The organism is Enterobacter kobei (assembly GCF_001729765.1).
GTDB lineage: Bacteria > Pseudomonadota > Gammaproteobacteria > Enterobacterales > Enterobacteriaceae > Enterobacter > Enterobacter kobei.
Genome location: NZ_CP017181.1, coordinates 798,545 through 819,393, shown reverse-complemented (window position 1 = coordinate 819,393; position 20,849 = coordinate 798,545). Strand labels below are relative to the sequence as shown.

General features: G+C 54.9%; 17 protein-coding genes and 2 pseudogenes. 8 read left to right on the top strand and 11 right to left on the bottom strand.

Features of this window, described 5'->3' with window-relative positions; all coding sequences use genetic code 11:
• Positions 1-117: 117 nt before the first annotated feature.
• From ispC to rpsB, 5 genes are all read right to left on the bottom strand, one after another.
• Positions 118-1,317, bottom strand: a complete 1,200-nt coding sequence (gene ispC, locus BFV64_RS03855) for a 1-deoxy-D-xylulose-5-phosphate reductoisomerase (RefSeq protein WP_069601712.1) — start codon at positions 1,315-1,317, stop codon at positions 118-120.
• Between the two features lie 95 nt (positions 1,318-1,412).
• Positions 1,413-1,970: a ribosome recycling factor gene (gene frr / locus BFV64_RS03850; protein ID WP_014882629.1), complete on the bottom strand. Its 558-nt coding sequence runs from the start codon at positions 1,968-1,970 to the stop codon at positions 1,413-1,415.
• Positions 1,971-2,137: 167 nt separating this feature from the next.
• Complete coding sequence (gene pyrH / locus BFV64_RS03845) at positions 2,138-2,863, bottom strand: UMP kinase (protein ID WP_023332129.1); 726 nt, start codon at positions 2,861-2,863, stop codon at positions 2,138-2,140.
• A 150-nt stretch (positions 2,864-3,013) separates the two neighbouring features.
• A complete protein-coding gene (gene tsf / locus BFV64_RS03840; RefSeq protein ID WP_014882627.1) occupies positions 3,014-3,865 on the bottom strand; it encodes a translation elongation factor Ts in 852 nt (283 codons plus the stop codon).
• Between the two features lie 117 nt (positions 3,866-3,982).
• Complete coding sequence (gene rpsB, locus BFV64_RS03835; RefSeq protein WP_003856207.1) at positions 3,983-4,708, bottom strand: 30S ribosomal protein S2; 726 nt, start codon at positions 4,706-4,708, stop codon at positions 3,983-3,985.
• Between the two features lie 321 nt (positions 4,709-5,029).
• Between rpsB and map the strand changes: the two genes are divergently transcribed.
• The 3 genes from map (at position 5,030) to dapD (ending at position 9,419) form a co-directional block, all read left to right on the top strand.
• Positions 5,030-5,824, top strand: coding sequence for a type I methionyl aminopeptidase (map, locus tag BFV64_RS03830; protein WP_014882626.1), 795 nt, complete (start codon positions 5,030-5,032; stop codon positions 5,822-5,824).
• A 62-nt stretch (positions 5,825-5,886) separates the two neighbouring features.
• Positions 5,887-8,562 carry a bifunctional uridylyltransferase/uridylyl-removing protein GlnD gene (gene glnD / locus BFV64_RS03825; RefSeq protein ID WP_014882625.1) on the top strand — a complete coding sequence of 892 codons (2,676 nt, stop codon included), beginning with the start codon at positions 5,887-5,889 and terminating at the stop codon, positions 8,560-8,562.
• 32 nt (positions 8,563-8,594) lie between these two features.
• Positions 8,595-9,419 carry a 2,3,4,5-tetrahydropyridine-2,6-dicarboxylate N-succinyltransferase gene (gene dapD, locus BFV64_RS03820; RefSeq protein ID WP_008501915.1) on the top strand — a complete coding sequence of 275 codons (825 nt, stop codon included), beginning with the start codon at positions 8,595-8,597 and terminating at the stop codon, positions 9,417-9,419.
• Here dapD and BFV64_RS03815 read toward each other — a convergent pair.
• Positions 9,416-10,048 (bottom strand): ECs1377 family protein, encoded by a 633-nt coding sequence (locus tag BFV64_RS03815; protein WP_069601711.1) that lies wholly within the window; start codon positions 10,046-10,048, stop codon positions 9,416-9,418. The two genes, dapD and BFV64_RS03815, sit on opposite strands and share 4 nt — an antisense overlap.
• Positions 10,049-10,369: 321 nt before the next feature.
• Between BFV64_RS03815 and BFV64_RS03810 the strand changes: the two genes are divergently transcribed.
• On the top strand, positions 10,370-10,756 hold the full coding sequence (locus tag BFV64_RS03810; RefSeq protein WP_014168696.1) for a DUF3461 family protein: 387 nt from the start codon (positions 10,370-10,372) through the stop codon (positions 10,754-10,756).
• Between the two features lie 92 nt (positions 10,757-10,848).
• On the opposite strand, the pseudogene BFV64_RS03805 reads toward BFV64_RS03810, so the two are convergent.
• The 3 genes and pseudogenes from BFV64_RS03805 to dgt form a co-directional block, all read right to left on the bottom strand.
• Positions 10,849-11,994: pseudogene (locus BFV64_RS03805) on the bottom strand (CdaR family transcriptional regulator); the annotation flags it as partial.
• Between the two features lie 158 nt (positions 11,995-12,152).
• A complete protein-coding gene (degP, locus tag BFV64_RS03800; protein ID WP_014882622.1) occupies positions 12,153-13,589 on the bottom strand; it encodes a serine endoprotease DegP in 1,437 nt (478 codons plus the stop codon).
• Between the two features lie 131 nt (positions 13,590-13,720).
• The gene (gene dgt / locus BFV64_RS03795; RefSeq protein WP_059372494.1) at positions 13,721-15,235 is read right to left on the bottom strand and encodes a dGTPase; all 1,515 of its coding nucleotides are present in this window, start codon (positions 15,233-15,235) and stop codon (positions 13,721-13,723) included.
• 82 nt (positions 15,236-15,317) lie between these two features.
• Between dgt and mtnN the strand changes: the two are divergent.
• The 3 genes and pseudogenes from mtnN to BFV64_RS03780 all read left to right on the top strand — a co-directional run bounded on the left by mtnN (position 15,318) and on the right by BFV64_RS03780 (position 17,459).
• A pseudogene (gene mtnN / locus BFV64_RS03790) lies at positions 15,318-16,015 on the top strand (5'-methylthioadenosine/S-adenosylhomocysteine nucleosidase).
• The gene (gene btuF / locus BFV64_RS03785; protein ID WP_059372495.1) at positions 16,008-16,808 is read left to right on the top strand and encodes a vitamin B12 ABC transporter substrate-binding protein BtuF; all 801 of its coding nucleotides are present in this window, start codon (positions 16,008-16,010) and stop codon (positions 16,806-16,808) included. Before mtnN ends, btuF begins: the two are co-directional and overlap by 8 nt.
• 27 nt (positions 16,809-16,835) lie before the next feature.
• The gene (locus tag BFV64_RS03780; protein ID WP_014882618.1) at positions 16,836-17,459 is read left to right on the top strand and encodes a TRIC cation channel family protein; all 624 of its coding nucleotides are present in this window, start codon (positions 16,836-16,838) and stop codon (positions 17,457-17,459) included.
• 59 nt (positions 17,460-17,518) lie between these two features.
• On the opposite strand, the gene erpA is transcribed toward BFV64_RS03780, so the two are convergent.
• Positions 17,519-17,863: an iron-sulfur cluster insertion protein ErpA gene (gene erpA, locus BFV64_RS03775; RefSeq protein WP_008501923.1), complete on the bottom strand. Its 345-nt coding sequence runs from the start codon at positions 17,861-17,863 to the stop codon at positions 17,519-17,521.
• Between the two features lie 79 nt (positions 17,864-17,942).
• The gene (gene clcA, locus BFV64_RS03770; protein WP_059372496.1) at positions 17,943-19,343 is read right to left on the bottom strand and encodes a H(+)/Cl(-) exchange transporter ClcA; all 1,401 of its coding nucleotides are present in this window, start codon (positions 19,341-19,343) and stop codon (positions 17,943-17,945) included.
• A 177-nt stretch (positions 19,344-19,520) separates the two neighbouring features.
• On the opposite strand from clcA, the gene hemL reads away from it, so the two are divergent.
• The gene (gene hemL / locus BFV64_RS03765; RefSeq protein ID WP_014882616.1) at positions 19,521-20,801 is read left to right on the top strand and encodes a glutamate-1-semialdehyde 2,1-aminomutase; all 1,281 of its coding nucleotides are present in this window, start codon (positions 19,521-19,523) and stop codon (positions 20,799-20,801) included.
• The last annotated feature ends 48 nt before the right edge of the window (positions 20,802-20,849 follow it).

Below are 20,849 nucleotides of genomic sequence, written 5' to 3'. Positions count from 1 at the left end.
CGTGTCAAACCACGGCTTACCTGACCACATAAAGTCAAATTCCTGCGATCAGGTGGCGCAGACTATATCACTGAAGCCCAAAGCTAACAAATAGCACGACGACTAGTGCTTGCTTTATCACCAGCTTGCGAGGCGGCTCACCTGTTTACGCGCAATATCACGTGCAGCAGCATCGACCGCCAGCACCTCTTCCACACTTTGAGGCTCACGCAAATCCATTATTTCCAGTACCGATAAATTCAACGTTGCGATATCGGTAAAGCGGATTTGCTGATGCAGAAATGCGTCAACGGTAATTTCGTTGGCTGCATTCAGTGCCGTCGTCGCCGCCTGTCCCTGGTCGAAGGCATTCATCGCAAGCTTCAGACAAGGATAGCGATCGTAATCGGGTTCACTGAACGTCAGGGAACTTAGCTTACAAAAATCAAGCGGCTTCACGCCCGATTTCACCCGGTTTGGCCACGCCATTGTATGGGCGATGGGCGTACGCATATCCGGCTCGCCCAGCTGTGCCAGCACGCTGCCATCCTGATAGCGCACCATCGAGTGAATGACCGATTGCGGGTGAATCAGAACTTCCATCTGTTTCGCTGACGCATTAAACAGCCAGCGAGCTTCAATGTATTCCAGACCTTTGTTCATCATGGTGGCGGAGTCAACGGAGATTTTACGCCCCATTGACCAGTTCGGATGACGACACGCCTGATCCGGCGTCATTGCGCTCAGTTCAGACAGTGGCGTTTCACGGAACGGGCCACCAGACCCGGTAAGCAGAATCGACACGACGCCATTCTGCTCCAGGTCAGCGTACCCCAGGTTCTGTTGAAAAGGTTGCGGTAAACTCTGAAAAATGGCGTTGTGCTCGCTGTCGACCGGCAAAAGACGCGCCCCGCGCTGCTTCACCGCGTCCATAAACAGGCGTCCGCAGGTCACCAGCGACTCTTTGTTGGCCAGCAGAACATCTTTACCCGCATCTATTGCCGCAAGCGTCGGCAACAACCCGGCCGCACCGACAATGGCCGCCATGACCAGGTCAACTTCATCCAGCGCCGCCATGTCGCAGGCCGCCTGCGACCCACTCAGCACCTCGGTTCGACTGCCCTTCTCAAGCAGCAGAGTTTTCAACTGACGCGCGCTCTCATCGTCATCCATCACCGCATAACGTGGCATAAACTCCAGGCACTGCTCGACCATGCGCTGCACGTTCTTACCGGCGACCAGCGCGGTCACGGTATAATGTTCAGGATTGTGGCGGACGACGTCGAGAGTACTGCAACCGATAGAGCCGGTTGAGCCAAGGAGAGTTAAATGCTTCATGGGATGCCCGAAAAAAGTTAGACCAGATAAAAGCAAAACGCCGCCAGCAAGACCCGAAGTCCCTCTGAACGGCGTTTATCAGTGTACGACAGAAATCAGAACTGCATCAGTTCCGCTTCTTTATCTGCCAGCGCCGCATCAATTTTCTTGATCGCTGCGTCGGTCATTTTCTGAATGTCGTCCTGAGAACGACGATCGTCATCTTCACTGATCTCTTTTTCTTTCAGCAGTGCTTTCACTTTATCGTTCGCATCGCGGCGAACGTTACGCACGGATACGCGACCCTGCTCAGCTTCGCCACGCACCACTTTGATCAGATCTTTACGACGCTCTTCCGTCAGTGGAGGCAGTGGAACGCGGATATCAGAACCGGCAGAGCTTGGGTTCAGACCGAGGTCAGAGGCCATGATCGCTTTCTCAACTGCCGGGCTCATAGAGCGATCGAACACGTTGATTTTCAGCGTACGGGTATCTTCTACCGTCACGCTCGCCAGCTGACGCAGAGGGGTTGGCGTACCGTAGTATTCCACGATGATGCCATCCAGCAGGCTTGGGGAAGCACGGCCAGTACGGATTTTGCTGATTTGGGTTTTGAACGCTTCTACGCATTTTTCCATGCGTACTTCAGCATCTTTTCTGATGTCGTTAATCACGTTACGAATCCTTGAAAACTTGTCTCAGGCAGACTATCCGCCAGCACAGCGCTACAGGTGTGCTAAGTATAGTCGCGTTTAATTCATGACAACGCCAAAGGCGCGCCCGGGTAAGATACCACTACAAAATAAAGCGGAATCTTACCTGTATTTATCGCCGACGGAAATTATTCCGTGATCAAAGTGCCTTCTTTTTCGCCCATGACCACGCGACGCAGTGCGCCTGGCTTATTCATGTTGAAGACACGGATCGGCAGTTTGTGGTCGCGAGCCAGCGTGAAGGCGGCAAGATCCATCACTTTCAGCTCTTTTTCCAGCACTTCGCCGTAGCTCAGCTGATCGTACATGGTGGCGGAAGGATCTTTTGCCGGGTCGGCAGTAAACACGCCGTCTACCTTGGTCGCTTTCAGTACCACATCGGCTTCGATCTCAATACCGCGCAGGCAGGCAGCGGAATCGGTCGTAAAGAACGGGTTACCCGTACCGGCGGAGAGGATCACCACGCGGTTGTTGCGCAGCAGGCTGATCGCCTCTGCCCAGCTGTAATTATCGCATACGCCATTGAGTGGAATCGCGGACATCAGGCGGGCATTCACATAGGCGCGGTGGAGCGCATCACGCATCGCCAGGCCATTCATGACGGTTGCCAGCATACCCATGTGGTCGCCCACAACGCGGTTCATCCCCGCTTTCGCCAGACCAGCACCACGGAAAAGGTTGCCACCGCCAATGACCACGCCAACCTGGATACCCAGTTCGACCAGTTCTTTGATTTCCTGTGCCATGCGATCAAGGATGCTTGCGTCAATACCGAAGCCTTCCGATCCCTGCAGCGCTTCGCCACTCAGCTTAAGCAGAATGCGTTTGTACACGGGTTTTGCATTGGTAGCCATGTTTCTTTCCTGAGACTGTCAACGATTAAGATGGGAGTTAATTCTGGCGACATGATATGCCGCAAATCAGCACAGCGATACTGGAGCCTGTCTGATTTCATATGACGGGTGACAAAAAGAAGCCGCCCTCAGGCGGCTCCTTTTCAATCATTAAGACTGCTTGGACATTGCAGCAACTTCTGCTGCGAAGTCAGTCTCAACTTTCTCGATGCCTTCGCCCACTTCGAAGCGGATGAAGCCAGTTACGTCAGCGTTGTGCTCTTTCAGCAGCTGAGCAACAGACTTGCTTGGATCCATAACGAAAGGCTGGCCAGTCAGAGAAACTTCGCCGGTGAATTTCTTCATGCGGCCTTCAACCATTTTCTCTGCGATTTCTTTTGGCTTACCAGACTGCATCGCGATGTCCAGCTGAACCTGGTACTCTTTTTCTACCACTTCAGCAGACACGTCTTCTGGCTTAACGAATTCTGGTTTGCTTGCAGCGATGTGCATAGCCAGCTGTTTAACCAGCTCTTCGTCAGCGCCTTTAGCCGCAACCAGAACACCGATACGTGCACCGTGCTGGTAAGAGCCCAGAACGTCGCCTTCCAGAGAAGAAACGCGACGGATGTTGATGTTCTCACCGATTTTAGCAACCAGCGCAACACGTTCTTCTTCGAACTGTGCTTTCAGAACTTCAACGTCAGTGATTTTGCCAGCAACCGCTGCGTCCAGAACTTTGTTCGCAAATGCCTGGAAACCGCCATCTTTAGCAACGAAGTCAGTCTGGCAGTTAACTTCCAGAATGATGCCGTAGTTGCCGTCGATTTTGGTGATGATCACGCCGTCAGCAGCAACGTTGCCTGCTTTTTTAGCTGCTTTGATCGCACCGGATTTACGCATGTTTTCGATTGCCAGCTCGATGTCGCCGTTCGCTTCAGTCAGCGCTTTTTTGCAATCCATCATGCCTGCGCCAGTACGCTCGCGCAGCTCTTTTACCAGGGATGCGGTAATTTCAGCCATTCTTAAATCCTCGGGAGATGTGAACTGCCCGGCCGGGGGCCAAACAGTGTAAATTGAAAAAAGGGGCCGGTAATGGGCCCCTATTCATACACGGTACTAATAAGGGGTAAAACCTTATTATTCAGCTTCTACGAAGCTTTCTTCCGCCTGAGAAGCCAGATCCTGGGAACGGCCTTCACGAACGGTAGCAGCTACAGCGCTCAGGTACAGGCTAACAGCACGGATTGCGTCGTCGTTACCCGGGATAACGAAGTCAACACCGTCCGGATCGGAGTTGGTATCAACGATAGCGAATACCGGGATACCCAGGTTGTTAGCTTCTTTGATAGCGATGTGCTCGTGGTCTGCATCGATTACGAACAGCGCGTCTGGCAGGCCGCCCATATCTTTGATACCGCCCAGGCTGTTTTCCAGCTTGTCCAGTTCACGAGTGCGCATCAGCGCTTCTTTCTTAGTCAGCTTGTCGAAAGTACCGTCCTGAGACTGGGTTTCCAGATCTTTCAGGCGCTTGATGGACTGACGAACAGTTTTCCAGTTGGTCAGCATGCCGCCCAACCAGCGATGGTTCACGAAGAACTGGTCGCAGCTGTTAGCAGCATCTTTCACAGCTTCGCTTGCAGCGCGCTTAGTACCAACGAACAGAATCTTACCTTTACGGGAAGAGATCTTGTTCAGCTCAGCCAGGGCTTCGTTGAACATTGGTACAGTTTTCTCAAGGTTGATGATGTGAACTTTGTTACGCGCGCCGAAGATGAAAGGCTTCATTTTCGGGTTCCAGTAACGGGTCTGGTGACCAAAGTGAACACCAGCCTTGAGCATGTCGCGCATGGAAACAGTTGCCATGTTTAAAACCTCTATATTGAAAGTTGGGGTTATGCCTCCACGTATCCCATATTACCGACCCCGAAGGGCACCCCGGAATATGTGCCGATACGTGTGTGTTGTTACACAAAGTGAGATTTGTCGCTCCCGTCCAGCCTGTGTATCTGAGATGGATCGGAAGTCCGGCGCGCTTTATACCACAAAACACGACCAGAAACCAACAGTTGTTGGCGGAGTGTGCTGTTAATGATTCTCAATTTGGCACGGAGCGTGCCTGACTGATACCATTGACGACACTTAGACTAGTATTGTCGAAAAAAACGACACCGATGGACAGATTACATGGCTATCTCTATTAAGACACCTGAAGAAATTGAAAAGATGCGCGTCGCCGGTCGTCTGGCCGCGGAAGTGCTGGAAATGATCGAACCGTTCGTGAAGCCGGGCGTCAGCACCGGTGAACTGGACCGCATCTGTAACGACTATATCGTGAACGAGCAGCACGCGGTTTCCGCCTGCCTCGGCTACCACGGTTTCCCGAAATCCGTCTGCATTTCTATTAATGAAGTGGTTTGTCACGGTATCCCGGACGACGAAAAACTGCTGAAAGATGGCGACATCGTCAACATCGACGTGACCGTCATTAAAGACGAGTACCACGGTGACACCTCTAAGATGTTCATTGTCGGCAAGCCAACGATTCTGGGCGAGCGTCTGTGCAAAGTGACACAAGAGAGCCTGTACCTGGCGCTGAAAATGGTTAAGCCGGGTATTCGCCTGCGTACCATTGGTGCTGCCATCCAGAAGTTTGTAGAAGCGGAAGGGTTCTCCGTCGTGCGCGAATACTGCGGTCACGGTATTGGCCGCGTTTTCCATGAAGAACCCCAGGTTCTGCACTATGATGCCGATGACGGCGGCGTGGTGCTGCAAAAGGGCATGACCTTCACCATCGAGCCGATGGTCAACGCCGGTGACTACCGCATCCGCACCATGAAAGATGGCTGGACGGTGAAAACCAAAGACAGAAGCTTGTCTGCTCAGTACGAGCATACTATTGTGGTAACAGACAACGGCTGCGAAATTATGACGTTGCGCAAGGATGACACCATCCCGGCGATACTGACGAACATTGAGTGATAAGAAGCCGGCAAATGCCGGCTTTTTTAATGGCGATAGCTTTTTCTTATGGGTGGCGCACGATGAGTAATCTCTTACCCGAACAGTATGCTAACACAGCACTTCCCACCCTTCCCGACCAGCCCGATAACCCGGGCGTCTGGCCGTCGCACGAGCTGACCTGCGCGCATATCAAAGCCCATATGGATGTTTTCCATCGCTGGCTGGGCAGCGCGTTCGACGCAGGGGTCTCAGCCGAGCAACTTATTGAAGCGCGCACCGAATTTATCGACCAGCTCCTGCAGCGTCTGTGGATCGACTACGGTTTCGGGCAGGTGAGCGACATCGCGCTGGTTGCCGTCGGGGGCTATGGCCGCGGTGAACTTCATCCACTTTCCGATATCGATCTCCTGATCTTAAGCCGTAAAAAGCTGCCGGACGAACAGGCGCAGAAGATTGGCGAGCTGCTGACCCTGCTCTGGGACGTGAAGCTGGAAGTGGGACACAGCGTGAGAACCCTGGAAGAGTGCCTGCTAGAGGGCTTATCTGACCTGACCGTCGCCACCAACCTGATTGAAACCCGTCTGCTGATCGGTGACGTGGCGCTGTTCCTGGAGCTGCAAAAGCACATCTTCAGCGACGGCTTTTGGCCGTCAGAAAAATTCTTCGCCGCGAAGGTCGAGGAGCAAAATCAGCGCCATCAGCGCTACCACGGCACCAGTTACAATCTTGAACCCGATATTAAAAGCAGCCCCGGCGGCCTGCGCGATATCCACACGCTACAGTGGGTGGCCCGCCGCCACTTTGGCGCCACCTCAATGGACGAGATGGTCGGCTTTGGCTTTTTAACCGAGGCCGAACGTAACGAACTGAACGAGTGCCTGCATCTGCTGTGGCGCATCCGTTTTGCCCTGCATCTGGAAGTGACCCGCTACGATAACCGCCTGCTGTTTGACCGCCAGCTCAGCGTGGCGCAGCGATTGAATTATCAGGGCGAAGGTAACGAACCGGTTGAGCAGATGATGAAGGATTTCTTCCGCGTCACCCGCCGGGTGACCGAGCTGAACCAGATGCTGTTGCAGCTGTTCGACGAGGCCATTCTTGCCCTGACGGCGGACGAAAAGCCGCGCCCAATTGATGACGAATTCCAGCTGCGCGGCACGCTTATCGACCTGCGGGACGAAACGCTGTTTATCCGCGAGCCGGAAGCGATCCTGCGAATGTTCTACACCATGGTGCGCAACAGCACGATTACCGGGATCTACTCCACCACCCTGCGCCATCTGCGCCATGCGCGCCGTCATCTGACGCAGCCGCTGTGCTATATCCCGGAAGCGCGCTCGCTGTTTTTGAGTATGCTCCGTCATCCTGGCGCCGTCAGCCGTGGTCTGCTGCCAATGCACCGTCATAGCGTGCTGTGGGCCTATATGCCGCAGTGGTCGCACATCGTCGGACAGATGCAGTTCGATCTCTTCCACGCCTACACGGTGGATGAGCACACGATCCGCGTCATGCTCAAGCTGGAAAGCTTTGCGAAAGAAGAGACGCGATCCCGCCACCCGCTTTGCGTGGAGCTGTGGCCGCGCCTCACCCATCCGGAACTGATCCTGATTGCCGCCCTGTTCCACGACATCGCCAAAGGCCGCGGTGGAGACCACTCGGTGCTGGGTGCGCAGGACGTGCTGAAATTTGCCGAGCTGCATGGGCTCAACTCGCGCGAAACACAGCTGGTCGCCTGGCTGGTACGCCATCACCTGCTGATGTCAGTCACTGCCCAGCGTCGTGATATTCAGGATCCAGAGGTAATTAAGCAATTCGCCGAAGAGGTCCAGACGGAGAACCGTCTGCGCTATCTGGTGTGCCTGACGGTCGCGGATATTTGTGCCACCAATGAAACCCTGTGGAACAGCTGGAAGCAAAGCCTGCTGCGCGAGCTCTATTTCGCCACCGAAAAACAGCTGCGTCGCGGAATGCAAAACACCCCGGACATGCGCGAGCGCGTGCGACATCATCAGCTGCAGGCCCTGGCGCTGCTGCGGATGGATAACATTGATGAAGAAGCACTGCATCAGATTTGGGCCCGCTGCCGTGCCAACTATTTTGTCCGCCACAGCCCAAACCAGCTTGCCTGGCACGCGCGACATCTGCTGAAGCACGATCTGTCGCAGCCGATGATCCTGCTTAGCCCACAGGCGACGCGCGGCGGGACGGAGATCTTCATCTGGAGCCCGGATCGGCCTTATCTGTTTGCTGCGGTCTGCGCCGAGCTGGACAGGCGTAACCTGAGCGTTCACGACGCGCAGATTTTTACCACCCGCGACGGCATGGCGATGGATACCTTTATCGTGCTGGAGCCGGACGGCAGTCCGCTCTCGTCGGACAGACATGAAGGGATACGCTTCGGTCTGGAACAGGCGATCACTCAGCGCAGCTGGCAGCCACCGCAGCCGCGTCGCCAGCCGGCGAAATTGCGCCACTTTACCGTCGATACCGAGGTCAATTTCCTGCCGACCCATACCGACCGTAAATCGTTCCTGGAGCTGATCGCGCTCGACCAGCCAGGGCTGCTCGCCCGCGTCGGCCAGGTTTTTGCCGATCTGGGAATTTCGCTTCATGGCGCCCGAATTACAACCATTGGCGAGCGAGTAGAAGATTTATTTATAATCGCCACCGCCGACCGGCGTGCCCTTAATAATGACCTGCAACTTGAAGTGCAACAACGGTTGACAGCAGCCCTCAATCCAAACGATAAAGGGTGACGTGTTTTTTAGTGAAATGGAAAGAGTAAACAATGCAGCAGTTACAGAACGTTATTGAGTCCGCTTTTGAGCGTCGCGCCGAGATTACCCCGGCAAATGTGGATACCGTAACCCGTGAAGCGGTAAACCAGGTGATTTCCCTGCTGGATTCCGGCGCGCTGCGCGTGGCAGAAAAAATCGACGGTCAGTGGGTTACTCATCAATGGCTGAAGAAAGCGGTGCTGCTCTCTTTCCGTATCAACGATAACCAGGTTATCGACGGAGCAGAAAGCCGCTACTTCGATAAAGTCCCAATGAAATTCGCTGATTACGACGAAGCGCGTTTTCAGAAAGAAGGCTTCCGCGTGGTGCCGCCTGCGGCAGTGCGTCAGGGCGCGTTCATCGCACGCAACACCGTGCTGATGCCATCCTACGTGAACATCGGTGCCTACGTTGACGAAGGTACCATGGTGGATACCTGGGCTACCGTCGGTTCCTGTGCACAGATCGGTAAAAACGTTCACCTGTCCGGCGGCGTGGGCATCGGTGGTGTTCTGGAGCCACTGCAGGCTAACCCAACCATCATCGAAGACAACTGCTTTATCGGCGCGCGTTCAGAAGTGGTTGAAGGCGTGATCGTGGAAGAGGGTTCCGTGATCTCCATGGGCGTTTACATCGGCCAGAGCACCCGTATTTACGATCGCGAAACCGGCGAAGTTCACTACGGCCGCGTTCCGGCGGGTTCCGTGGTCGTTTCCGGTAACCTGCCGTCGAAAGATGGCAAATACAGCCTGTACTGTGCCGTTATCGTGAAGAAAGTGGATGCGAAAACCCGCGGTAAAGTCGGTATCAACGAACTGCTGCGCACCATCGACTAATCGCTGACCCGTTGATACACCGGGACCCGCCTGTGCGTCCCGGTGTAATCATCAAAGATGTCCGTTTCCGCAGTCACGATTGCCATTCCCTTTCTTCTCAACCCTGCAATATCCGCCGCCATACGCTGGCTCCCCAACCAGAAAAGCCCGTCAAGCGCAGTCACAGCCAGACCCGATTCCAGCGCCAGCTTCAGTCGCTCACGCGGCGCTTTGACCTCTCTGGCAATCTGCCGGAATGGCTCCGCCGTAAGCCCGGTGGGATCGACCCGTCGAATGCGGGTGGTCATGCGGTATTGAAAAGCGTCGGGGATCGCATCCAGATCGCCCTTCAGGCTGTAAACGCAGCCAAAGCGCTTGCCGTTGAAGATGACGTTCTTCTGGTTTAGCTGAAACTCATCGCGCAGCCCGGCGATTAGCTGCGGGGTGCGGGTCAGTATCAGCCGAAATGGCAGTTCGAAGCTGGTGACATAATCCACGTTGAGCAAGGCAATGCGTAAACGCTCCTCCGCCCCCGCCTGAAGCTGGCGGCATTCGGCGGCGACTTCTGCCCACTGATGCGTGAGTCTTTGGTTCTCCTCTACGGCACCAAAGCTATATTTTTCAATTTGATAATCAATGCGTCCTGACATGTCATTATCCCCGTAGCCTACGCTTTCGTGCGATAACTTTGCCTGAATTCCCCGGCTTTGAATACCGTCTCGCTCGCCTTTTCTCACGACTCTCACGATGCTGCATTAACGTTGAGAGAAATGATTACCTTATTACGTTGATTTCCGCTTGACGTGGTCGTTAAAAACAACAATAAACGAGTGGGAGCAATTTATTTTCCCTGCTCGGTAATGTCAGTGAAATGTAATCAGGATCGACCCCGCTTTTTTTGAACCCGAGGGTGGCAAAAAGGAATTTTTTCATTAATTATTCAAAGGTTATGTTGAGATAAGGGTACCGCTATGTACGATAATCTGAAAAGTCTGGGCATTACCAATCCTGATGAAATTGATCGTTACAGCCTCCGCCAGGAAGCCAACAACGACATCTTAAAAATTTATTTTCACAAGGATAAAGGCGAGTTTTTCGCCAAAAGCGTGAAGTTTAAATATCCACGCCAGCGTAAGACCGTCGTCGCGGACGGCGTAGGCCAGGGGTACAAAGAAGTTCAGGAAATCAGCCCTAACCTGCGCTATGTGATCGATGAACTCGATCAGATTTGTCAGCGCGACCGCACTGAAGTCGATCTCAAGCGTAAGATCCTTGACGATCTGCGTCACCTTGAAAGCGTTGTTACCAATAAGATCAGCGAGATTGAAGCGGATCTTGAGAAGTTAACTCGGAAATAAAAGCAAAACGGCAGTCCCTGATTGCCGTTTTTAATGTTTGCGCCCTCTCCCCGTGGGAGAGGGATGGGGTGAGGGCACCAGACCGCACTCAGTCATCTCTGCTCATCCAGCTGCAACGCCACATACAGCAGCAGCCTGTCGTCAAAATTCCCCAGATCCAGCCCCGTTAGCTCCGAAATCCGGTTAAGCCGGTACTCCAGCGTATTGCGATGAATAAACAACGCCTTCGACGTCGCCAGCGGCTGCACGTTATGGCGGAACCACGCCTGCAGCGTCCGGCGCAGCAGGCCGTTGTTGTCCATCGCTTTCAGGCGCGCTAAGGGCCGCGCCAGCTCGTTGGCCTGCCAGCCGCCACGCAGGCTGTCGAGCAGCACCGGCAGCATCAGGTCCTGATAGAAATAACTGCGGCTCTCCGGCATCCGCTGCTTACCCACCATCATGGTGGTGCGCGCGGTGCGCCAGGAGCGGGCAATACTGCCCGGCCCGGAAAAGTAATTGCCGAGCGCAACGCGAAAACGCAGCTGACCGTTCTCCTGCATCCGGGAAATCAGCAGTTCCACGCGACGACGATGATCTTCGGCATCCCAGCGGCCAAACGGATTGAGCGCGGGTTTGAGCACCACCATTTCCGTCAGCGAGACTATCGCCACCAGGTTATCGCGTTCCGGTGTCGTTAGCGCATTTTGCAGCTGCTGCAGTTCGGCCATCGCGCTGTCTACGCCAAGCTGACCGCTATCGACCTCGATCACCGCCACCACGCGCGGCTGATTGAGGTCGATCCCCAGGCGCTGCGCCCATTCACTGAGTGCAGGCGTAAGCTCTTCCGCCTGAATAAGGTTCATCACCAGCTCTTCGCGCAGGCGGCTGTCCTGGGCGAGCAGATGCATCAGGCGCGACTGCTCCAGCATCATTTCCGCCGTCATACAGACCAACTCGCCATATTTACGCAGGGACTCCGGCTCGCCGGTCAGGCCGATAACCCCCACAATCTCGCCTTCAAGGCGCAGCGGTAAATTGATGCCCTGACGCACGCCGTGCAGGTGTTTCGCAACCGCATCGTCGATATCAACCACACGCCCCTGAGAGAGCACCAAAAGCGCGCCTTCGTGCAATTCACCAATACGCTCACGATCGCCACTACCAATAATGCGCCCACGGGCATCCATTACATTGATGTTGGTATCAATGATGCGCATCGTGCGCGCCACAATATCCTGCGCCATTTTGGTATCAAGATGCTAGCCAGCCATGTCACCCTCCTCTGAGCAGAGCTCAAGCATAGGGAAGTTCAGTGACGGCTGCATTGTGCGAATGCACAAAGAGAGCGGAAGAAGTATGGAGTTGTGGGAAAAGTCACAGAAACAAGAAAGCCCCTGCGTACAGGGGCTTAAGAGGATTACTGCATCAGCAGGTAGATAGAGGTATCACCACGCTGAATATTCAACGCCAGCACGGACGGTTTGCTGTCGAGAATTTTGCGCAGTTCAGCGATGTTTTTCACCGGCTGCTGGTTAGCGCCCATGATCACATCCCCTTTTTTCAGGCCGATACGGGCAGCAGGTGAATTCGCCTTCACGTTATTCACTACCACACCTTTGTCTGCGCCCTTATTGCTCATCTCAGCGCCTTCAATACCGCTGAAGATGGTGCTGGAATCAACCTGATTCTGGCTGCTCTGCTGCAGCTCCAGGCTCACGTTGACCGGCTTACCGTCACGCAGCAGACCGAGGGTCACTTTGCTGCCAATCGGCATAGAGCCGACTTCCGCACGCAGGGCTGCAAAGCTGCTGATCGGCTTACCGTTCAGGGAGGTGATCACGTCACCCGCTTTAATCCCTGCTTTCGCAGCAGAGGAGTTCGGCATCACCTGGCTGACGAACGCGCCGCGCTGGGCATCCACTTTCATCGCTTTTGCCAGCTCAGAGTTCAGCTCGGTGCCCAAAATGCCCAGCTCGCCGCGTTTCACCTGGCCGTACTGCACCATCTGCGCGGTCAGGTTTTTCACCATGTTGCTCGGGATAGCAAAACCGATCCCGATGTTGCCGCCGTCCGGCGCCAGGATCGCGGTGTTAATACCGATCAGCTCGCCGTTCAGGTTCACCAGCGCACCGCCGGAGTTACCGCGGTTGATGGCCGCATCCGTCTGAATAAAGTTTTCATAGTTCTCTGCGTTCAGGCCGCTACGGCCCAGCGCAGAGACGATACCTGAGGTCACGGTTTCGCCCAGACCGAACGGGTTACCGATAGCCACGGTGTAGTCACCTACGCGCAGCGCATCAGAGTCGGCAATTTTAATCGCCGTCAGGTTTTTCGGATCCTGAATCTGGATCAGCGCAATATCGGAACGCGGGTCTTTGCCGACCACTTTTGCGTCGAACTTACGGCCATCGCTCAGCTGAACCTTAATGCTGTTCGCGTTATCAACCACGTGGTTGTTGGTCACGACGTAGCCTTTCGCTGCATCGATAATGACTCCCGAGCCAAGCGCCATGAATTTCTGTTGCTGGCCGCCGCCCTGGCTGTCATCCCCTGCACCACCGCCCTGACAGAACGGGGAACTCTGGAATGGCGAACCGTCCTGGCAGAACGGTGAGTTGTCACCAAAGAACTGCTGGAAGTTACGCGGCATACGCGGCGTATTGACGGTCGTACTCCCCTCAACGTTAATACTCACCACCGATGGCATCACTTTTTCGAGCATCGGTGCCAGGCTTGGCATCTGCTGCGCGGTTGCTGCCGATGACGCGGTCTCGGCTGCGGTAGCAGTCAGAGGAGACAGCGCTAAACCTAAACTCAGAGCCAGTGCACTCATTGCTAATGTGGTTTTTTTCATGTTTCTCAATCTCGATTTACAGGTAACGCAAAATTGCTGTGTAACTCAGATTCATTTTATACCGCTTAGTTCCGGTCATAAGTTTATGGAAAAGGTAAAAATTTATTGGCCGTCTTTACAAAACTCAGCGTTTATTCCACGGCCATTAGCTTGCGGTATTCATCCCAGGCATACAAATCCGTCATGCCGCTGATATAGTCCTGGATAAGACGGCAGCGATAATAATATTCCATTACCGGCCACTGCGTAGCGTGACGATCCAGCTTACTTATCGCTTCGACATAGGCCAGCCGATGACGGGTTGAAAGTTTTTGATAAAGCCGGGATTCGATAGGAATTCGTCGCACGCGTTCTTTTTCCACCAGCTCACTGAATTCGTCGACCGACAGCAGAAGCAACGGAGAATAAATTTCCAGTAACCCACTGATTACCCGGTAGCCCTGCAGTTCGAGCTGCTCGACATCCGGATGGCTGAACACATGCCGCATCGCCACATGTTTATAGAGCTCAAGGAGTTGACTAAAACTGCTGTCATCTTCCAGCAGCGCGTGATTGAATTCCCCGCTGAAAATCTGCGGCAGATTATCGATAAAGCGCGAGGCTGCGTAGGGCACCAGTTTATTTAATGTATTGACGCGCAAATACATAAAGAACTGGTCTTCCGTGCTGCGGCTTAATGTATTTGAGCGCGACTTTTCCCAGGCATTTTCGACAACCTGAGCAAACAGTGAACCTTTTTCGTGGGTTCCCCAGGCGGCATAAAGGTGCTGGTAAAGCTCCTCGACGCTGAATATTCTTTTCTCAACGGCGTCTTCCAGGTCAGCGACGCAATAGGAAATATCATCCGCGGCTTCCATAATCCAGGTTAATGGAAAGCGACCGTTTGGCGTCAATGAAAGTTCTTTACGCAGCCGTTCAATATAGGCCTCTTCGGAAAGGTAGTAGCCCGGTTTCTTCATTAAATAGCTGTGGGATGCGGGCGTCTCTCCCGTCCACCACGCGGGACGCGTATATTTCAGGATACAGCCGACCTGCGCCCAGGTCAGGTTCATGCGCATCAGGGAATGTACCAGTCGGATACCCTGGGCATTGCCCTCGAAGTGACAGAGATCCTGACGCACTTTGCGACGCAGATCGTTAAGCCCTTCTTCACCTTCATGCAGACGTAAATCCCGCACGATGCAGCGGTCATCGCTGAGCGGCTGGCTTGCCGCATCCGACGGATGAAGGCGTTGTTTAAACCAGTCATTAATTGCCGCCTCGCCAAAGTGACCAAAAGGCGGATTGCCGATGTCATGCATCAGGCAGGCCATCTCAACGATGCTCTCGAAGGGCCCCGTCAGCTCGTCCAGACCATAGGTTTCCAGTAAACGTAGCTCTTTGAGACGGCTTAAAATCTCTTTGGCAATATACCGCCCGACCTGCTGCACTTCCATTGAGTGGGTTAAGCGCGTGCGTACAGCGGCATTACGCTCCAGCGGAAACACCTGCGTTTTTTGCTGCAAACGCCGGATGGCGGGCGAGTTAATAATCCTTCCTCGATCGCTTTCGAAGATACGCAGGATCTCATGTTCGCTCTTCTCGCCCTGTGGCGAGCGGAAACGTCGGTGCCAGTTAATTTTGGTACGAAAATCGATTGGTGACATGTGCTCCCCCGCGTGAGAATGCGTTTCCCCTTAACCGCATGATAGACTATGCATCTTAACAAGGCACATCGCGAGTAAATCTATGAAAATCGGCATTATTGGTGCAATGGAAGAAGAAGTTACGCTCCTGCGTGACAAAATTGAGAACCGTCAGACCCTCTCTCTGGGGGGTGTGAGATCTACACCGGTCAGCTTAACGGTGTTGACGTGGCTCTGCTGAAATCAGGCATCGGTAAAGTGGCTGCTGCGCTGGGTGCGACCCTGCTGCTTGAGCGCTGCAAGCCGGACGTGATCGTGAACACCGGTTCGGCTGGAGGCCTGGCGCCGACGCTGAAAGTGGGCGATATCGTTGTCTCCGACGAAGCGCGTTATCACGATGCCGACGTCACCGCGTTTGGCTACGAATACGGTCAACTCCCGGGCTGCCCGGCAGGGTTTAAAGCTGACGACAAACTGATTGCGGCGGCTGAAACCTGCATTGCTGAGCTCAATCTTAACGCGGTACGCGGCCTGATTGTCAGCGGTGATGCGTTCATCAATGGCTCCGTCGGTCTGGCAAAAATACGTCATAACTTCCCGCAGGCGGTTGCCGTTGAGATGGAAGCGACCGCGATTGCGCACGTTTGCCACAACTTCAGCGTACCGTTCGTGGTGGTTCGCGCCATCTCTGACGTCGCAGACCAGCAGTCTCACATCAGCTTCGACGAGTTCCTGACCGTTGCGGCAAAACAGTCTACCGTGATGGTGGAACGCCTGGTGCAGAACCTGGCACGTGGCTAAACCATCCCTCAGGGCGCTTGCCGCCCTGCTTCTGCTTGCTTCAGCGTGGCTCTGTGCCGCGCCTCGCGTAATTACGCTCTCTCCCGCTAACACCGAGCTGGCCTTTGCCGCTGGCATCACCCCCGTTGGCGTGAGTAGCTTTTCGGATTACCCACCCCAGGCGGCCAACATTGAACACGTTGCGACCTGGCAAGGGATGAACCTTGAGCGCATCGTGGCGCTGAGACCCGATCTCGTGCTGGCCTGGCGTGGCGGTAACGCCGAACGGCAGGTCAATCAGCTTACCTCGCTTGGCATCAAGGTCATGTGGGTTGACGCCGTCAGTATTGAGCAAGTCGCTCAGGCACTGCGCGCCCTTGCCCCTTATAGCCCTGCGCCTGAAAAAGCCAGGCACGCGGCGAGCCAGATGCTCAATGACTATGCTGCGCTGAAAGCCCAATACGATACGTCCGTTAAAAAGCGCATCTTCCTGCAGTTTGGCAGTCAGCCGCTGTTTACCACAGGTAAAGGGTCAATTCAGAACCAGGTCCTGGAAGTCTGCGGAGGGGAAAACATTTTTGCAGCCAGCCGGGTGCCGTGGCCGCAGGTTAGCCGTGAGCAGGTTCTGGCGCGCCAGCCACAAGCCATCGTCGTGGTCGGAAATGCGAGCGAAATTCCCAAAATAGAACAATTCTGGCAAAAGCAGCTAAAAATACCGGTAATACCCCTCAACAGTGACTGGTTTGAACGCGCCAGCCCGCGTATTATCCTCGCCGCAAAACAGCTCTGTGCCGCACTGGCAGAGAGTCACTAACAGAAGACCTTTTTCGAGGATTTCACGATGCTCGTTTATTGGCTGGATATTCTTGGCACAGCCGTTTTTGCTATCTCCGGCGTTCTGCTCGCCGGAAAACTACGCATGGATCCGTTTGGCGTGCTGGTGCTTGGCGTAGTCACGGCCGTTGGCGGCGGGACTATCCGTGATATGGCGCTGGCGAATGGCCCGGTGTTTTGGGTGAAAGATCCGACCGATCTGGTGGTAGCCATGGTGACCTGTCTGTTAACCATTGTGCTGGTTCGCCAGCCCCGCAGATTACCGAAATGGATACTCCCGGTGCTGGATGCCGTGGGTCTGGCCGTGTTTGTCGGTATTGGCGTCAATAAAGCCTTCAATGCCGGAACCGGCCCGATGGTCGCGATCTGCATGGGCGTATTAACCGGCGTGGGCGGCGGCATTATTCGCGACATTCTGGCGCGTGAAGTACCGATGATCCTGCGTACCGAGATCTATGCTACTGCCTGTATTATTGGCGGGATTGTGCACGCCACGGCGTATTACACCTTTGCGGTGCCGCTGGAAAATGCTGCGATGCTGGGGATGGTCGTGACGCTGGTGATTCGTCTGGCGGCAATACGCTGGCACCTGAAGCTGCCGACGTTTGCGCTGGATGAAAATTCAAGATAGGCGTCGTTTATAAGCCCGGTGGCGCTTCGCTTACCGGGCCTACAAATCCGCATTCAGGCTTAAATACTGAACGAAGAACCACACCCGCAGGTGCTGGTTGCGTTCGGGTTAGTCACCACAAAGCGTGACCCTTCCAGACCTTCGGTGTAATCCACTGAACCGCCGACGAGATACTGCAGGCTCATCGGGTCAACCACCAGCGCAACGCCCTGCTTCTCGATGGTCATATCACCATCGTTCACCTGATCGTCAAAAGTAAAACCGTACTGGAAGCCGCTGCAGCCGCCACCGGTAATATAGACACGCAGTTTCAGATCCGGATTGTCTTCGTCGGCAATCAGGGTTTTCACTTTGTTGGCTGCTGCTTCGGTAAATTCCAGCGGCACAGCTACGTCATCACTCATCTTATGCTCCCATGAATACTGCTATTGGGTAAAATTCACCCAATTCTTTTCGTCATTATCTAATACCCTGGTAATTCATTCAAGTATTCTGCGCGGCGGCCCGCTCCGCCTCTTGCTTTGCCAGGGTACGCGCGAGGATGGTGGAGTATAGCGGTTTCCCGCCCAGGAATTGGGCTAATAGTGTCGCCCCGAGACAGGTAATGATCATTGGCAAAATGAGCTGGTAATTATCTGTCATCTCCAGCACCAGCACGATACCGGTCAACGGTGCACGCAGAGACGCTGCCAGCAGTGCCCCCATGCCGGCCACCGCGAAGGTGCCAGCATCAAGATGATACGCCGGGAAGCCCACTTTGGCTGCTATACCAAACGCGGTGCCCAGCAGCGTACCAAGCGCCAGCATCGGGGCGAAAATCCCGCCGGGTGCACCGGAGGAGAAGCACAGAACCGTTGTGATAACCCGGGAGATAAACATAAACAGCAGCAGACCGACGCTGAAATTTCCCGCTGCGGCGATGGGGATCAGCCCGAAGCCGCCGCCTGCGGCATTCGGCTCAATAAAGCCGAGCACGCCGCACATCCCGCCCAGCAGGCCGCCCATCAGCACCCATTTCGTCGTATTGCCGCCATGAATACGCTGGAACATATCCTGAGCACGTAAGATGCAGGTGTTAAACAGCGGCCCCACCACGCCAAAAATCATGCCGAGGATCAGGTAAAGCCACAGGGTGTTGACCGGCGCGTTGGTCAGTTTACCCACCTCAATTACCGCCCCTTCGCCATTGAAGAGGCGGAAAACAATGCTCGACATAATAACGCCGGTAAACACGGCTTTAATGGAGATCAGATTGTAGCGGAACTGCGCGCGCATCTCTTCGATGATGAACAATATGCCCGCCAGCGGTGCGTTAAACGCCGCTGAAAGACCCGCCGCCGCACCGGTGGCGAGCAGCGTATGGCGCGCTTCGGCGCTTCGCATCCGGAACAGATCGCCCACCATGCGTCCGACGTTGCCCCCCAGTTGTACCGTTGGCCCTTCCCGGCCCAGCACCATCCCCGCGCCCAGCGTCCCCATACCGCCGATGAATTTAACCGGGATCACGCGCCACCAGCGCACCGGGCGCAACTCTTCTAGTGCACCTTCAATTTCCGGGATGCCAGACCCGCCGGCCTCCTGGGCGAATTTACGCACCAGAAAATACCCCACCATGGCAAACAGCGCCGATAGTCCAAATGCCCCGACCCAGACCAGCCACCGGCTATCGGCAAAACCCGCGACGGTGCCCACTCGCCAGTTGAGTACGGCATTGACCGCTTTTTCAAACGCCACGCCAACCAGACCGGCGAGAGTCCCCACCACGGCTGCAGCCAAAAGGATCGCCAGCGGCGTTTTATCGCGATTGAGCAGCCGCCGAATACTGATCCGGTGCTGAGCGCGCGTAAACTGTTGTTCTTCAAAAGACGGAGAATCTGATTTCATGTCCTGTTCTTATTCGTCATACAAAAAGCCGAGGAGATTTTACCAGAGACCTTCCCTCCGTCCCCTTAAAAATACTTAACAAATCTTAAAGCATTATCTGGCTAAAAATTTCATAACCTACTGCGAATCACTTAGAATAGTGTGCTTAATCATTTTATACGAACCAGGAACGACGCCATGAGCAAGTCTGAAAACCTCTACAGTGCAGCCCGGGAGCTTATTCCAGGTGGTGTGAACTCGCCTGTTCGCGCCTTTACCGGCGTGGGCGGTACGCCGCTGTTTATTGAACGTGCTGACGGCGCGTATCTGTATGATGTCGATGGCAAAGCCTATATCGATTATGTCGGTTCCTGGGGACCGATGGTGCTCGGGCACAACCACCCAGCCATTCGTAACGCGGTCATTGAAGCCGCTCAGCGTGGCCTGAGCTTCGGTGCGCCAACCGAAATGGAAGTGAAGATGGCGGAGCTGGTGACCGAACTGGTGCCGACCATGGACATGGTACGTATGGTGAACTCCGGTACAGAAGCGACCATGAGCGCGATCCGCCTGGCGCGCGGTTTTACCGGTCGCGATAAAATCATTAAATTCGAAGGCTGCTACCACGGTCACGCAGACTGTTTACTGGTGAAAGCAGGCTCCGGCGCGCTGACCCTCGGCCAGCCAAACTCGCCTGGCGTGCCGGCGGATTTCGCTAAGCATACCCTGACCTGTACCTATAACGATCTGAACACCGTTCGCGCGGCGTTCGAGCAGTATCCGCAGGAGATCGCCTGCATCATCGTTGAACCGGTAGCGGGCAACATGAACTGCATTCCACCGCAGCCGGACTTCCTGCCGGGCCTGCGCGCCCTGTGCGATGAGTTTGGTGCCCTGCTGATCATCGACGAAGTGATGACCGGCTTCCGCGTAGCGCTGGCGGGTGCCCAGTCTTATTATGGCGTTGAGCCGGACCTGACCTGCCTCGGCAAAATCATCGGCGGCGGAATGCCTGTTGGCGCATTCGGCGGCCGTAAGGATGTGATGGAAGCGCTGGCGCCAACGGGCCCGGTCTACCAGGCTGGTACCCTTTCCGGCAACCCGATTGCGATGGCCGCAGGCTTCGCCTGCCTGACCGAAGTGGCGCAACCAGGTATTCACGAAACCCTGACCGACCTGACGACTCAACTGGCTAACGGTCTGCTGGAAGCCGCAGAAGAGGCGGGTATCCCACTGGTGGTCAATCACGTCGGCGGCATGTTCGGGATTTTCTTCACCGATGCGCCAACCGTGACCTGCTATCAGGACGTCGTGAAGTGCGATGTTGAACGCTTCAAGCGCTTCTTCCACCTGATGCTGGAAGAAGGTGTGTACCTGGCGCCGTCGGCGTTTGAAGCGGGCTTTATGTCCGTGGCGCACAGCGAAGAAGATATCAATAACACCATCGACGCGGCGCGTAAGGTGTTTGCGAAGCTTTAAGGCCTACGATATTCTCCCTCTCCCCGTGGGAGAGGGCCGGGGTGAGGG